General features: G+C 74.8%; 11 protein-coding genes and 1 pseudogene. 6 read left to right on the forward strand and 6 right to left on the reverse strand.

What is annotated here, in order from left to right; genetic code table 11:
- Positions 1–436: 436 nt before the first annotated feature.
- Positions 437–949, reverse strand: coding sequence for a type III secretion system chaperone family protein (locus tag AC4H2H_RS12390; protein ID WP_494371115.1), 513 nt, complete (start codon positions 947–949; stop codon positions 437–439).
- Positions 946–1,548: a type III secretion system chaperone family protein gene (locus AC4H2H_RS12395; RefSeq protein WP_494371116.1), complete on the reverse strand. Its 603-nt coding sequence runs from the start codon at positions 1,546–1,548 to the stop codon at positions 946–948. Before AC4H2H_RS12395 ends, AC4H2H_RS12390 begins: the two co-directional genes overlap by 4 nt.
- Positions 1,549–1,682: 134 nt before the next feature.
- Between AC4H2H_RS12395 and AC4H2H_RS12400 the strand changes: the two genes are divergently transcribed.
- The gene (locus AC4H2H_RS12400; RefSeq protein ID WP_494371117.1) at positions 1,683–2,327 is read left to right on the forward strand and encodes a hypothetical protein; all 645 of its coding nucleotides are present in this window, start codon (positions 1,683–1,685) and stop codon (positions 2,325–2,327) included.
- Here AC4H2H_RS12400 and AC4H2H_RS12405 read toward each other — a convergent pair.
- Genes AC4H2H_RS12405 through AC4H2H_RS12415 form a run of 3 tightly spaced genes read right to left on the reverse strand, consistent with a single transcriptional unit; the run spans position 2,317 to position 6,784 of the window.
- A complete protein-coding gene (locus AC4H2H_RS12405) occupies positions 2,317–4,275 on the reverse strand; it encodes a hypothetical protein (RefSeq protein ID WP_494371118.1) in 1,959 nt (652 codons plus the stop codon). The genes AC4H2H_RS12400 and AC4H2H_RS12405 overlap by 11 nt on opposite strands.
- The gene (locus tag AC4H2H_RS12410; protein WP_494371119.1) at positions 4,272–6,269 is read right to left on the reverse strand and encodes an HSP90 family protein; all 1,998 of its coding nucleotides are present in this window, start codon (positions 6,267–6,269) and stop codon (positions 4,272–4,274) included. The genes AC4H2H_RS12405 and AC4H2H_RS12410 overlap by 4 nt, the downstream gene beginning before the upstream one ends.
- A complete protein-coding gene (locus AC4H2H_RS12415; protein WP_494371120.1) occupies positions 6,266–6,784 on the reverse strand; it encodes a type III secretion system chaperone family protein in 519 nt (172 codons plus the stop codon). The genes AC4H2H_RS12410 and AC4H2H_RS12415 overlap by 4 nt, the downstream gene beginning before the upstream one ends.
- A gap of 134 nt (positions 6,785–6,918) precedes the next feature.
- On the opposite strand from AC4H2H_RS12415, the gene miaA reads away from it, so the two are divergent.
- Together miaA and dapF are read left to right on the forward strand one after the other, a co-directional pair.
- The gene (gene miaA / locus AC4H2H_RS12420) at positions 6,919–8,004 is read left to right on the forward strand and encodes a tRNA (adenosine(37)-N6)-dimethylallyltransferase MiaA (protein ID WP_494371121.1); all 1,086 of its coding nucleotides are present in this window, start codon (positions 6,919–6,921) and stop codon (positions 8,002–8,004) included.
- Positions 8,001–8,900 (forward strand): annotated as a pseudogene (gene dapF / locus AC4H2H_RS12425) (diaminopimelate epimerase); the annotation flags it as partial. The gene miaA and the pseudogene dapF, both read left to right, overlap by 4 nt.
- A 221-nt stretch (positions 8,901–9,121) precedes the next feature.
- On the opposite strand, the gene AC4H2H_RS12430 reads toward dapF, so the two are convergent.
- Entirely contained in the window at positions 9,122–9,775 is a 654-nt protein-coding gene (locus AC4H2H_RS12430) for a class I SAM-dependent methyltransferase (protein ID WP_494371122.1), read from the reverse strand.
- Between the two features lie 114 nt (positions 9,776–9,889).
- Between AC4H2H_RS12430 and hflX the strand changes: the two genes are divergently transcribed.
- From hflX to AC4H2H_RS12445, 3 genes are all read left to right on the forward strand, one after another.
- The gene (hflX, locus tag AC4H2H_RS12435) at positions 9,890–11,437 is read left to right on the forward strand and encodes a GTPase HflX (protein WP_494371123.1); all 1,548 of its coding nucleotides are present in this window, start codon (positions 9,890–9,892) and stop codon (positions 11,435–11,437) included.
- Between the two features lie 153 nt (positions 11,438–11,590).
- Entirely contained in the window at positions 11,591–13,687 is a 2,097-nt protein-coding gene (locus AC4H2H_RS12440) for an ATP-dependent DNA helicase (protein WP_494371189.1), read from the forward strand.
- Between the two features lie 47 nt (positions 13,688–13,734).
- Entirely contained in the window at positions 13,735–14,739 is a 1,005-nt protein-coding gene (locus tag AC4H2H_RS12445; RefSeq protein ID WP_494371124.1) for an L-lactate dehydrogenase, read from the forward strand.
- Positions 14,740–14,793: the final 54 nt, after the last annotated feature.

Below are 14,793 nucleotides of genomic sequence, written 5' to 3' on the forward strand. Positions count from 1 at the left end.
GGCCAGACCCGCCACGACCCGGCACGGCCGCCCCTCCGCCCACCCCCCGGCTCAGCCGCGTAGGCCCGTCACCCTCGGCGCGTGGCCGGCCGACGGCGCCACCGACGACGCGACTGACTGCTGTGGGCCGGAAAACGGACCTCGGCAGGCGCGGAACCGGGCGGGACCGTGGTAGGCCGAAGGGCGAGCGGGTGTGCGCCGTCGGATGCGAAGGGCGGAGAGGCCGCGCTCGTGAACTGACGGCCGACAGACCAGGGTGACGGCGCGGCCAGCCCGAGCACCGACGGCGCAGCGCCCGCGGACCCGACCACAGGCGCCCGGCCAGCCCGAGCACCGACGGCGCAGCGCCCGCGGACTTGACCACGAGCGCCCGACGAGCCCGAGCACGGACGGCGCAGCGCCCGCGGACCCGACCAACGCTCCGCTCGAAGCGGCGTCAGCCGTCGAGGATCCCCGGCGGGAGCTGGGCGCCGACGGCGTGGAAGAGCTGGACGGCCGTGCCGAGGCCGCAGGAGATCGTCTGCGCGAGCTGGGCGTCGGTAGCGCCGTGCTCGAGGTCGACGGAGACCTCCGCGTACACCGCGAGACTGCCACCCTCCTCGCGCACGTAGACCTTCGGCCAGATCCGCTCGCGGTTCCAGTCGTTGACGGCCTGGAGCACCACGAGGCGTACCTCGAGCGGCAGCGACGTCGTCCAGCGGCCCCGGACCTGCAGGATCTCGGAGCGGTCGCCGAGCAGCAGGAACCAGAAGCGGTGCCCGTCCCACGTCCCGGTGATGTCGCCGTCGTCGTCGACCCGGAAGTGGTACCCGCGGCGCGTGAGGTGGTCGCCGATGCGTGCCATGGACAGGGGGCGTGGCAGCTCCTCGTCGCGGGGCAGCGACTCCGGCGGCTTCGGGCGGCGGTTGCCGAACAGGCGGGAGAACCAGCCGGTGCGGGTCTGCGTCATGGCGCCAGCCTCGCCGGGTCGGGGTAGTACTCGTCGAGGGCGTCGAAGAACATCGACCCCGTGCTCAGACCGCACTGGAGCAGCTGGTCGAGCTGGTCGTCGGTCACGCCGTGCTCGAGATCGACGGTGACCTCGGTGAAGACCTGGATCATCCCGTTGTCCCGCACCCGGGTGTACGTCTTGGGCCAGATGCGGTCGGCGTTCCACTCGTTGCAGAACTCGAGGATCTCCTCCAGCCGCTCGATCGCGAGGTCGCGGTTCCACTGACCGCGCACCTGGAGGATCTCGTCGCTGTTGCCGAAGAGGAGGAAGTAGAAGAGGCGGCCGTGCCACAGGCCGCCGACGTCGCCGTCGGAGTCGACGAAGTAGCTGTAGCCGCTGTCGGTGATCCACTCGACGACCCGGTCGAGCGTGAGGCGCGTGGGAGCGCGACGCTCGCTGGTCACGACCTGTCCGAGCTCGCGTGCGAGGAGGTCCTCGACCTGCGAGCGCAGGGCGTCGTCCTCGAGCCCTGCACCCTGCCCGGACGCAGCGGCGTCCCGGGACCCGCCCGACTCGCCCTCCCGCCGGTCGTCGTCCCGCGCTCCGAAGAACCTCACCGTCCCACCGTACTCGTGCACCGCAGCGGACGTCGCATCGCAGGCCCGCTGCGGCAACCGGCGGTGACCGTCCGGGGACGGGGACGGGGACGGTGCGGGACGGTACGACGGCGTTCGGCGGCTACGGTGGGGCCGTGACCGTCCGCGCCGTCGTCCTGCCCGGCAGCCCGCTCCTCGCCCCCGGAGCAGCGGGGCGGGCCGTGGTGCTGCGCGACGTCCGGGAGGCGGTGCTCGCGGCGCTGCGCGAGCTCGTCGTCGACGCCCCGCAGGTGGTCGTCGTGGCGATGGGGCACGACGCCGTCCGTGACGTCGTGCGGGGACCCGCGCGCGCTTCCCTCGCCGCGGCAGGCGTGCCCGCCACGCGCATCGACGACTCCTGGCGCCGGCAGACCCTGACCGACGCGCCGCGCGTCGCCGGCCTGGCAGCGTCGGTCGCCCTGCTGGCACTGTCCGCCGCGGGGTGGGCGGGACCCGTCGACGTCGTCGAGGTCGGCGCCCGCGCTGCCGACGACGACACGGACGGCCCGAGCCGCACGGGGTCCTCCCGCGAGCGCTGCCGTGCGCTGGGCGAGGAGCTGCGTCGTCGGGGTGCGCGCGTCGTCGTCGTCGAGGACCCGCGGTCGAGCGCGGTGACCGCGGTGCTCGAGGGGGTGGTCGACCCGGCGTGGGACGTCCACGCGGACGTGTGGACCGGGGAGTACGACGAGCGGACGTACGAGGTGCGGCGCTTCACGCACCGCACCCCGTCGTCCACGCCGGCCGCGACCGTCAGTCGCTGAGGGCCGCCGCGACGGTCCCCGCCTCCTGGTCCCGCCCGAGCGTGCGCAACGCCGCGACCAGGTCGTTCGCGACCGTCGCGCGCAGGGGCTGGTCGTGCGCGATCGCGAATCCCTCCATCGCCGACTCGAGCAGGTCGACCGCGGCCGCTTCGTCGCCCTGCTCCCGGCGTGAGCGTCCCGCGAGCCAGAACGCGTGCGCCGCGTCGCGAACCTCTCCCGCTCGCGCGAACTCCTCGGCCACCGCCTCGGCGAGCGTGGCGGCCTCGTCGAGGTCGCCGGCCGTCGCGAGCAGCCGGGCCCGGGTGTCGCGCAGCTCGCGCCGTTCCCGGGCCTGTGCGGCCGCGTCACGCTCGACGAGGTCGGCGGCGCGCTCGACCTCGTCGGACCCGTCGGCTGCGTCCAGGTCGGTGAGCGTGCGGTCGACCTGGGCGAGAGCCGCCTCGACGTCGCCGCGACCGGCCGCCACCCGGGCGAGCGCCCGGACCACGGGGCCGACGTAGCGGGCCGGGACGCCGCCGGCTCGTGCGAGCGCGATCGCCCGCACGAACGCGGGCGCCGCCCCGGCGTCGTCCCCTTCCGCCGCGGCGATCTGCGCGGCCTCGGCGAGCGCGAAGCCCGCCCGGTCGAGGTGCCCGTCCGCCTCGAGGAGCGCGGACGCTCGGCGCAGGAGCCGCGCCGCTCGGACCGGGTCGGCCGCCGCGACGTCGTCCGCGAGGGCGAGCAGACCCTCGGCGTCGTCCGGCTCCGTGCTCGTCGGACCGGCCGTCGCCTGGGCCGAGACCGCCGCTAACGTGGAGCCGTCCGCCTCCGCCGTGGCCGTCGGCGCGGTGCCCTCCGCGGTCCGCTCGGGGCCCAGCACCGACAGGTCGAGGGGCACGACCGCGCCGGAGCGGTCCCACGCCGCTGCGAGCCGCGCGGACGCCGCGTCGGTCCCGTTGCGCACGTCGAACGCGCGGGCGAGGGCGAGCGCCTCGCGCCGCACCCAGTCGTCGAGCTCGGCGAGCGTGGACGCGGGCACCTTACGGAGGCGCAGCGGCGCCTCTCCGTGGTCGGGCCGCAGCGTCCGTGTCGCGACGCCGACGCTCGTGAGGAAGCCCAGCCGCTCGCCGGGCGAGTCCGCCTCGAGGAGGAACGACTGGTGCTCGACGAGGAGGCGCAGGACGCGGTCCGCGTTGCCGGTGCGGGCGAGGAACTCGAGGTGCCGGCCCTTCGGCCCGGTCATGGCCACGCCGTTGTCGAGGTGGCGCAGCCCACGTCGGTGCGTGCGTGCCGCGGCCCCGGGGTTCCCTGCGTCGAGGTACGCGAGCTGGAGGTGGGACAGCATGTCGCCCGGCTCGGTGGCGCACGACGGCGAGCCCTCGAGCACCCGTTCCAGCAGTCGGATGCCCTCGCCGTGGCGGCCCGTCTCGAAGAGGTACGCCGCCCGGTCGCCGGGCTCGCACGCCTCGCACTGCGAGTACTCGTCACGGGGGGTCGCGACCCACGCGAGGTAGGCGTCCTCGACGTCGTCCGTGCCGCGCTCGCGGGCCCACTCGAACCGTTCGAGGGCGACCGCGTTCGTCCCGTTCCCCGCGAGGGCGTAGCGGTGCGCCATGTCGTCGAGGGTGCGCTCGATCTGGCTCGCCGGGACGTCCGGGAACTCCATGAGGTGCCCGACCATCCACTTGAACGACCAGAACAGGGAGTGCGCGTCGTCGGCGTCGAAGTGCTCCGGGTGCTCGTCCCACCAGCGCAGCATCTTGGTGAACGGCAGGTACGCCTTGGCGACCTCGCCACCCCAGACGTACGACTCGACGAGGACGAACAGCGCGTACGCGCGAGCGTCGTGCGGGCCCTCGGCCTCGATGCGCTCCACCTCGGCGGCCGCGGCCGTGGAGCGGGCGAGGCCGTAGGGCATCCGCCGGACGTCGTAGAGCGCGGCGTTCGCCTGGTCCACGGACCGGGTCATGAGATCTCCTCGTCGGTGTCCTGATCGGGGTGTTCGGCGGCCGCACCGCGCTCCCGGACCTCGGCGGGGCCGACGGCGCGCGGACCGAGGGCTCGCGCGAGCAGCAGCGTGAGCGAGGCGTTCATGACGTCCGCCTCGGCGGCCTGCAGCGCCTTGCCCGACGCGAGCAGGGCGGTCACGTACAGCGAACGCACGCCGGCGCCGCGCACGTCGTCCTCGGGTGACGCGAGGAGCGCCCGGACGGTGTCGTTCGCGTCGTTGAGCACGAGCTGCCGCGCGCGGGCCGGTGCGCTGAGCCCCGCGACGATCCCGCCCCACAGGTCGTCGGTCTCGGCGATGCGAGCCGCCTCGCGCGCGTGGTCGCCGTCGCGGTCGTGGAGGAGCATCGCCGGCAGCGCACCGGGCTCGAACCGCCGCAGCGCGACGTCGCAGTCCTGGTCGGCGAGCGCGTCCCCGAGCGAGGCGAGCGCGTCCGCGACCTCGAGCTCGCGCAGGGGCTCGACCTCGTCGAGGACGTGCGCGACGTCGTCGGACGTCGCGGGGACGAGCCGCCACCCGGGGAACCGTGCGGCGACCCGGGCCAGCAGGTCGGCGTCGTAGACGTAGCCGCCGTTGACGACGGGCAGGCCTTGCGCGGCCGCGACCGGGGCGATGCGCCGGAACTCCTCGACGCTGGTCGTGAACAGCAGCCGCCCGTCCGGGTGGGCACGCGCCAGGTCGGCGAGCGTCCCCGTCCCGGCCGTGGTCTCGAACGGCAGCACGCGTGCGGCGACGTCGAGCATCTCGTCGTCGGTGAGGGCGAGCGCGCGCACAGCGAGGTGATGGGTCTCGAGGAAGCGTCGCGACAGGACCGAGTCGGTCGCCAGGGTCTCCAGCAGCCACCGGCGCACCTGGGCGCCGAGAGCGTCCCGCGTCGCGAGCAGGACCTCGTCCTCGTACAGGCCCTCGCGCGACGCGGTCGGGCGCAGCACCGACGCGTCGAGCACGCACCGCACGAAGAACGCCCACGGGGGCAGCAGGTCGTCGACGGCGCTGCCGAGCAGCATGCGCTTGAGGTACACGCGGTGCCGGGCCGTCGTCGTCGGCGCGACCGCGACCGGCAGCACGTAGGCGACCCCGGACAGTCCCGCCAGGGGCAGGTCGAGGTCGATGCGCGCGAGCGGCGTGAAACCGAGCGTGCGCTCGCCGTAGGTCGAGAGCGCGGCGTCGCGCGCTGCGGGCGTCGGGTGGGTCGCGCGCCACGGCAGCTCCTCGCCGCTGAGGCGGCGCAGCGCGACATCGGGCTCGCCGACGCCCGACGTGTCGTCGAGACGTGTCTCGACCAGCACCTCCACCGGCAGGAGCGACCCGAAGTCCTGCGCGAGCGCGACGACGGTCTCCGGGCCGAGCCAGTGCTCGGTGTCGCGCCGGGGGAGCAGCCGCACGACGCTGCCCGCCTCCACGGGTGCCGCAGGGTCGTCGGGCGCCAGCTCGACGAGCTCGTACCGTCCGTCGGCGCGTCCGCGCCAGCGCACCGGTGCGGCGGGCCGCCCCTCGGCGTCGACACGGGCCGAGCGCGAGACGAGCTCGATCTCGTCGGCGACCATGAACGCCGAGAGCAGGCCGATGCCGAACTGGCCGAGGAACTCCTCGCGCCCGGTGCCGAGCTCGACGTCCCGCTTGGAGCTCCTGCCGATCGTCGCGAGGAGCTCGCGCGCCTCGTCCCTCGTCAGGCCGACGCCCGTGTCGCGGACCTCGAGGCCACCGCCCGTGAGCGGACGCAGGACGATCCGGGCAGGCGCCGGCGCGCCCCCGAGCGCGGCGCGTGCCGTGATGGCGTCGACGCCGTTCTGCAGCAGCTCGCGGAGGTAGACGCGGGGGCTCGAGTACAGGTGCCGCGCGAGGAGGTCGACGACGCCCCGCAGGTCGACCTGGAACGCGGCACTCGCACCGGCGACGTCGGTTCCCGCCGCGCTACGACCGGTGTCCAGGCTCGGCTCGTGCGCCGCGCTCACCGCGGGTCGACGTCGGTGCCGGCGCCGGTGTCGACACCGGCGCCGTCGGCGACGGCCTGGGCGGCCGTGTCCGGGAACCGCTCGTCGAGCAGGTCGAAGAACTGCAGGCCCGTGAACAGGCCGCACTCGACCAGCTGGCCGAGCTGGTCGTCGGCGACGCCGAACTCCAGGTCGGTGGCGACCTCGGTGTACACCGCGAGCTCGTCGCCCTCCACGCGGCCGTAGACCTTGGGCCAGATCTTGTCGCGGTTGAACTCGTTGGCGACGAGCGCGACCTGCGCCTCCGCCGCGGCGGGGAGCGTGCGGTTCCAGCGGCCGCGGACCTGCAGGATCTCCTCCTTCTCGCCCATGAGGAAGAAGAAGAACACCTTGCCGTCCCAGTTGCCTCCGAGGTCGCCGTCGGAGTCCACGAAGAACCGCCAGTCGCGGCTCGTAAGGAACGCCTGGATCCGCTCGCGCGACAGAGGCGCGTTCTGCGTCGTCGGGGCGTCGTCCGGCTTGGTGAAGAAACCCATGGCTCGAGTCCTTGTCGTCTGCGTGTCGGTCGGGCGGCGCGCGCCCGGGCCCGTGCCCCGACGCGCACGGACACCCTATGCAACGCCACCGACACCCCGCGGCGTCGGCAGGGCCGGACGGTACCGTTGCGCGGGTGAAACCCGAGCACGACCCGACCGTCCGCGCTCCCGCGCGCCTGTCCTCATCAGGAACCGCCACGGGCGACCGGCCCACGGACGGACGTCGCGTCGTCGTCGCCGTCGTCGGGCCGACGGCGACCGGAAAGTCCGACCTCGCGCTCGACCTCGCCGAGCGCCTGTCGCTGCCCGGCGCTCCGGCCGAGATCGTCAACGCCGACGCGTACCAGCTCTACCGCGGCATGGACGTCGGCACCGCCAAGGTTCCCGAGGCCGAGCGCCGCAAGGTGCGCCACCACCTGCTCGACGTGCTGGACCCGGTCGAGGACGCGTCGGTCGCGCGCTACCAGGAGCAGGCTCGTGGCGCGCTGGACGAGATCGCCGCGCGGGGCGCCCGCGCCGTCGTGGTCGGTGGCTCGGGGCTGTACGTGCGCGCGCTGCTCGACGACCTGCGCTTCCCGGGGACCGACCCCGACGTGCGTGCGGCGCTCGAGGCGCGCGCCGAGGCCGAGGGCTCACGCGCGCTCCACGACGAGCTCGCGCGGCGCGACCCGGTGGCCGCGGCGAGCATCGGACCGTCCAACGCACGCCGGATCGTGCGCGCGCTCGAGGTCATGGAGATCACCGGCGAGCCGTTCAGCGCGAACCTGCCGCGCGAGGTCTACGTGCGCCCCACGGTCCAGGTGGGGCTCGACTGCGACCGCGCGGTCCTCGACGCACGGGTCGCCGGGCGCGTCGAGCGGATGTGGTCGCACGGGCTCGTCGACGAGGTGCGCCGGCTGGCGGCGGCAGGCATGGGTCGCACGGCGCGCCGCGCCGTCGGGTACGCCGAGGTGCTCGCGTACCTGCACGGCGAGAGCGACGAGCGGACGGCGCGCGAGGCCGTGACCGCGAACACGCGCCGCCTCGCGCGCAAGCAGATGGGGTGGTTCGGGCGCGACCCGCGCGTGCACTGGTTCGACGCGCAGTCGCCGACCCTCCTGGCCGACGCGCTCGCCGCCGTGCGCGCCGCCGACGCGGCAGGGGCGGCAGGTCCGCCGCCGCCGAACGAGCGGGACGAAGCGGACACGAGGGCGCGCGTCCGCCGTAGTCTGGGCTCATGACGCGCACCCGGTTCATCAAGGGCCACGGCACCCGCAACGACTTCGTCCTGCTCGCCGACACGAAGGGCGAGCTCGACCTCACGCCGGAGCTCGTGCGCGCTCTCGCGGACCGTCGTGGCGGCATCGGTGGCGACGGCGTCATCCGGCTCGTCCCGACCGCGCTCGTGCCCGAGTCGCGCGACGTGCTCGCCGAGGACCCCCACGCCATCTGGTTCATGGACTACCGCAACGCCGACGGCTCGGTCGCCGAGATGTGCGGCAACGGGGTGCGGGTGTTCGCCGCGTTCGCCGAGCGCCTGGGCCTCGTGAGCTTCGCGGGCGGCACCGAGGTCCCGGTCGGCACGCGCGCGGGCGTGAAGCGCGTGCGCAAGGAGGCGGACGGCTGGTTCGCCGTCGACATGGGCCCGTGGTTCCTGCCGGGCGGCCGCCCGGCGCTGCACGACGGGTACGACGCGACCGTCGTCGTCCGGGGCTGGGACGTCCCGCGCCCCGCGCTGAGCGTCGACCTCGGCAACCCGCACACCGTCCTCGCCGTCGCGCGCGAGGACGTCCTCGAGCGCGCCGACCTCACGGCGCCCCCGGTCGTCGAGCCGCACCCGGTGCACGGGACGAACGTCGAGCTCGTCGTCCCGCTGGGGGAGACCACCGCCGACGACGGCACGGTCGTCGGGCGCGTGCGGATGCGCGTGCACGAGCGCGGGGTGGGGGAGACGCCGTCGTGCGGGACGGGTGCGTGCGCGGCGGCGCTCGCGGTGCGCGTCTGGGGCGGCCCGGACGCGCCCGACACGTGGCTCGTCGACGTCCCGGGCGGGACCGTCCGCGTGCGGGCGCTCGAGGGCGACCGCGTCGAGCTCGCCGGTCCGGCCGAGCTCGTGCACTCCGGCGAGGTCGACCTCGCCGCGCTCGTCGCGCCCGTCGAGCCGGTCGTCCTGAGCGCCGGCGACGCGGGTGAGGAGGTGTCCCCGACGGCCTCCTCCGAGGACGTGCCCGTGGCGCCGGCGCAGGAGGAGGAGACCGCCTCGGCGTCGAGCGACGCCGGGACGGCGAGCGACCAGGACGCGCAGGCCTCCGTCTGACGGCGGTCGCGGGCGGCCGGTGCGGTGGGGGCCGGTGCGGTTCAGGCCGGGGCGCGGACCTCGAGCACGCGGAAGCCCTTGGCGCTCGCGGCCCGCTCGACGCTCGCGCCGGGAAGGCCGGGCTGCAGGTGCTCGGCGAGCCAGCGCTGGAGCGAGTCCGAGCCGAGGTTGCGCTGCACCACCAGGTGCGCGACCGCGCCCGGCGCGAGGCGCGGGAGCCAGTGCAGGAGCATCGCGTGCAGGGCATCCTTGCCGACCCGGATCGGAGGGTTCGACCAGATCGCGGCGAACGCGACGTCGTCGGGCACCTCGTGCGGCGTGACCGCACGGACGTTGGTCAGCCCGAGGCGCTCGGCGTTGCGGCGCACGAGGTCGAGCGCGCGCTCGTTGACGTCGACGGCCCAGACCGTCACGTCCGGGGCCTGGTCCGCCATCGTCAGGGCCACCGGCCCCCACCCGCAGCCCAGGTCGAGCACGTGCGCGGGTGCGTCGTCGTCGCGCGCGGCGAGCACGTCGTCGAGCGGCGGGACCGTGCGGAGCAGCACCTGCGTGCCCAGGTCGAGCCGCCCGGCGGAGAAGACGCCGGGGGCGACCTCGACCTCGACGTCGCGTCCCGCGAGGCGCACGGAGATCGTGCGCCGCTCGGCGGCGGACGCCGGCTGCGCCGTGAAGTAGTGGTCGTGCTCGTCGGTCACGACGGGTGATCCTACGCGGCACCCGTGGAATCCGGTGGCTCCGGGACGATTTCCCGTGCCACGCTTGTTCTACCACCGGGCGCACGAGCGCCTGGCACCGACGGAAGGCGGCACATGACCCAGACCCCAGCGAACCCCACCGCGGCTCAGGACGAGCCGACCGGCGTGACGCGGGACATCGCGAGCGACGTCGTGGCACGGGTGCTCGCTCGGGCCGGGACGGCGCGCGCCGAGGGCGGCACGGTCCACGCGGAGCACGACGGCGAGCAGCTCGAGCTCGCGGAGCGCAGCGCGCTGCGGCGTGTCGCGGGCCTGTCCACCGAGCTCCAGGACGTCACGGAGGTCGAGTACCGGCAGCTGCGCCTCGAGAAGGTCGTGCTCGTCGGGCTGTGGAGCCCGGGCTCCGACCCGCGCGAGGACGGCGCGCCGTCGTCCGCGGAGGAGGCGGAGATCTCCCTGCGCGAGCTCGCGGCGCTCGCCGAGACGGCGGGCTCCCAGGTGCTCGACGGCATCATCCAGCGGCGGGCGAAGCCCGACCCGGGGACCTATCTCGGGTCCGGCAAGGCCGTGGAGCTCGCCGACGTCGTCGCGGCGACGGGCGCGGACACGGTCGTCATCGACGGCGAGCTCGCGCCCTCGCAGCGGCGTTCTCTCGAGGACATCGTCAAGGTCAAGGTCATCGACCGGACCGCGCTGATCCTCGACATCTTCGCCCAGCACGCGAAGTCGCGAGAGGGCAAGGCCCAGGTCGAGCTGGCCCAGCTCGAATACCTCCTGCCGCGCCTGCGCGGCTGGGGCGAGTCGATGTCCCGCCAGGCCGGTGGCCAGGTCGGCGGCGCCGGCGCGGGCATGGGCTCGCGCGGTCCTGGTGAGACGAAGATCGAGCTCGACCGGCGGCGCATCCGCAACCGCATGGCCAAGCTCCGCCGTGAGATCCAGGCCATGGCTCCGGGTCGCGAGACGAAGCGCGCGTCGCGCAAGCGGCACGCCGTCCCCGCCGTCGCGATCGCCGGGTACACCAACGCCGGCAAGTCGAGCCTGCTCAACGCGATCACGGGTGCGGGCGTCCTCGTCGAGAACGCGCTGTTCGCGACGCTCGACCCGACCGTGCGCCGCACGCGCACCGAGGACGGGCGCGTCTACACGCTCGCTGACACCGTCGGCTTCGTCCGCGCGCTCCCGCACCAGCTCGTCGAGGCGTTCCGCTCGACGCTCGAGGAGGTCGGGCAGTCCGACCTGCTCCTGCACGTCGTCGACGCGTCGCACCCGGACCCCGAAGGTCAGATCGCCGCGGTGCGCCACGTGCTCGCCGACATCCCGGGCGTCGAGGAGGTGCCGGAGGTGATCGTCCTCAACAAGGCCGACGTCGCGGACCCCGAGACGATCGCCCGGATCCGTCGGCGCGAGCGGCGGACCGTCGTCGTCTCGGCGCACACGGGCGAGGGGATCGCGGCGCTGCGCGAGCTCATCGCGCTCGAGCTGCCGCGCCCCGACGTCACGATCGACCTCGTCGTGCCCTACCACCGTGGCGACCTGGTGCACCGCGTGCACACCGAGGGTGAGATCGACCACGAGGAGCACACGCCGGAGGGCACGCTCCTGCGGGGTCGTGTCGCCGAGGCGCTCGCGGCCGAGCTCACGGGAGCCGCGGCCGGAGTCTGACGCACGCACAGGACGACCCCGGGCCGGCACACCGACCCGGGGTCGATCCGCGCGTGCCCTCGTGGGCCGGCGTCCACAGGGGGCCGACGGCGCGTCGGTGCGCGACCGTAGACTCGGTGGGTGCCCCCCTCCCGTGCCTCCGCCCGACCCGTCGTGGACCACGCCGACCTTGCGGACGACGCCGGACAGGTCGGCGAGACGGCACCGGCCGCGGCGCCGGTGCCCGAGGTCGACGCGCTCCTCGACCTCGCGGTCGAGCGGCTCGGTGGCGCACGACGCGACGGGCAGCACGCGATGGCCGCTGCCGTCACCGCGGCGATCGAGGGCACCGAGCACCTGGTCGTCCAGGCGGGCACCGGCACGGGAAAGTCGCTCGGCTACCTGGTCCCGGCCGTGCGGCACGCGGTCGCGACGGACGAGCGCGTCGTCGTCTCGACGGCGACCCTCGCGCTCCAGCGCCAGGTGATCACGCGCGACCTCCCGCTCGTCGCGGACGCCATCGCCGACCGTCTCCCGCGCCCTGCGTCGATCGCGCTGCTCAAGGGCTGGCACAACTACCTCTGCGTGCACAAGATCGCGGGCGGCTACCCGGTCGACGAGCCCACGCTGTTCGACCTGCCCGGCGAGTCCGCGGGTGCCGCAGACCACCCGGCCGCCCGGGGCGGGACGAGTGCGGCGGCGCTCGGCGAGCAGGTCGTGCGCCTGCGGGAGTGGGCCGACGAGACGCCGACGGGGGACCGCGACGACCTCGTGCCCGGCGTGAGCGACAAGGCCTGGCGACAGGTGTCCGTCACGGCCCTCGAGTGTCTCGGCCAGCGGTGCCCGCTGCTCGCGGAGTGCTTCCCCGAGCGCGCGCGGGCCACGGCGCGCGAGGCCGACGTCGTCGTCACGAACCACGCGATGCTGGGCATCGCGGCGATGGGTTCGCCCGGCGTCCTGCCCGAGCACGACGTGCTCGTCGTCGACGAGGCGCACGAGCTGGCCGACCGCGTGACCGCGGCGGCGACCGTGGACCTGTCCGTGCCCGCGATCGAGAGCGCCGCCCGGCTCGCTCGCCGGCACGCCGGCGTGCAGACCGACGCGCTCGACGCGGCGTCGGCGGCGTTCGGGACGGTCGTCGGCGCGCTGCCGGCCGAGCGGTTCCCGGACGGGCTGCCGGAGGACGCTCGCACGGCCGTGGCCGCCGTGCGCGACGCGGCGCGCGAGGTGCTGTCGTCGCTCAAGCCCGAGACGGGCGTCACGAAGCCCGCACAACCCGACACCGGTCTCAAGATGGCGCAGTCGACGATGCTCCAGCTCTTCGAGGTCGCCGAGCGCATGGCCGCCGACCCCACGGGCCACGACGTGCTGTGGTGCTCCCGCCCCGGCGAGGGCGGGTGGTCGGCCGACCGGTTCGGGGAGGGCGCGAGCCGCCTGCACGCCGCGCCCCTCGGCGTCGCAGGGCTGATCCGCACGCATCTGCTCGCGGAACGCACGGGCGTGTTCACCTCGGCCACGCTCGCGCTCGGCGGGACGTTCGACCCCGTCGCGCGGACGTTCGGGCTCGGCGGCGGGGCCGACGGCGAGAACGAGGACGCGCCGCGGTGGCGCGGCCTCGACGTCGGCAGCCCGTTCGACTACGCGCGCCAGGGCATCCTCTACGTCGCGAAGCACCTGCCGACCCCGGGGCGCGACGCGGCGACGGAGCACCAGCTCGACGAGATCGCCGCGCTCGTCGAGGCCGCGGGAGGTCGCACGCTCGGGCTGTTCTCGTCGCGGCGTGCCGCGGTCGCGGCGGCCGAGGCGATGCGCGAGCGCCTCGACGTGCCGATCCTGTGCCAGGGCGACGACCAGCTCCCGACGCTCGTCAAGGAGTTCGCCGCCGACCCGGCGACGTGCCTCTTCGGCACGCTGTCGCTGTGGCAGGGGGTCGACGTGCCGGGACCGTCCTGCCAGCTCGTCCTCATCGACCGGATCCCGTTCCCCCGTCCGGACGACCCGGTGAAGTCCGCGCGCGCCCGAGCCGTGGAGGCCTCGGGCGGCAACGGGTTCATGCAGGTCTCCGCCACGCACGCGGCGCTGCTGCTCGCGCAGGGTGCCGGGCGGCTCGTGCGCTCGACCCAGGACCGCGGCGTCGTCGCGGTGCTCGACCCGCGACTGGTCACCGCACGCTACGGCACGTTCCTCACCCGCTCGATGCCCGGCTTCTGGCAGACGACCGACCGTGACGTCGCCACCGCTGCGCTCCAGCGTCTCGTCGCCCTAGGCTGAACGCCTCAGCGACGACCAGCGACGACCAGCCACGACACGGAGACGACATGACCACGAGCACGTCCTCGCAGGCCACCGGACCGACCGCGCGCGCGGCGGGCGGCGCGCGCACCACCAAGCTCGCGATCGTGGGAGCCGGAGCGGTCGGGTCCACCCTCGCCTACGCGGCGCTCATGCGCGGTGCGGCACGGACGGTCGCACTGCTCGACGTCAACCGCGCCAAGGTGGAGGCCGAGGTCCTCGACCTCCAGCACGGCATCCAGTTCATGCCGATGGCCCACGTCGAGGGTTCGGACGACGTCGCGGTCTGCGCGGACGCGGACGTCGTCGTGGTGACGGCGGGTGCCAAGCAGAAGCCCGGCCAGTCGCGCCTGGATCTCGCCGAGGCGACGATCGGGCTCGTGCGCACGATCCTGCCGGGACTCGTCGAGGTCGCCCCCCACGCGACCTACGTCATGGTGACGAACCCGGTCGACATCGTCACCTACGCGGCGCTCAAGGTCTCCGGTCTCCCACCGCAGCAGCTGTTCGGCAGCGGGACGGTGCTCGACTCGTCACGGCTGCGCTTCCTCGTCGCCCAGCACTGCGGCGTCGCGGTCCAGAACGTCCACGCCTACATCGCGGGGGAGCACGGGGACACCGAGATCCCCCTGTGGAGCTCCGCCACGATCGGCGGGACACCGCTCCTCGACTGGCCCGGGCTCGGCGGCAAGACGCCGCTCACGGCGGACGTGCGTGAGCAGATCGCGCACGAGGTCGTCCACTCGGCCTACCGCATCATCGAGGGCAAGGGTGCGACGAACTACGCCGTCGGGCTCGCCGGGACGCGCATCATCGAGGCGGTGCTCGGTGACGAGCACCGCCTCCTGCCGGTCTCGTCGCTGCTCGAGGGCGACTACGGCATCGACGACGTGTGCCTGTCGCTGCCGACCCTCGTCGACCGGCGCGGTGCGGTCGAGCGCATCGAGGTGCCGCTCTCCGACGACGAGCTCGCGGGCCTGCGCGCGTCGGCCGACTCGCTGAGGAGCGTCGCCCGGCGCTTCGGACTCTGAGCGCCGCGGGCTGAGCCCACCGAGGGCCCGGTAGCCGTAGTCGGCCACCCGGCC

This window comes from Cellulosimicrobium sp. BMG9.22, assembly GCF_059159975.1.

Excerpts from the sequence above, each read along its gene's own strand:
- AC4H2H_RS12390 (WP_494371115.1), bottom strand. The coding sequence starts at position 949 with ATGACGCAGACCCGCACCGGCTGGTTCTCCCGCCTGTTCGGCAACCGC.
- AC4H2H_RS12405 (WP_494371118.1), bottom strand. The coding sequence starts at position 4,275 with ATGACCCGGTCCGTGGACCAGGCGAACGCCGCGCTCTACGACGTCCGG.
- AC4H2H_RS12415 (WP_494371120.1), bottom strand. The coding sequence starts at position 6,784 with ATGGGTTTCTTCACCAAGCCGGACGACGCCCCGACGACGCAGAACGCG.
- hflX (WP_494371123.1), top strand. The coding sequence starts at position 9,890 with ATGACCCAGACCCCAGCGAACCCCACCGCGGCTCAGGACGAGCCGACC.
- AC4H2H_RS12445 (WP_494371124.1), top strand. The coding sequence starts at position 13,735 with ATGACCACGAGCACGTCCTCGCAGGCCACCGGACCGACCGCGCGCGCG.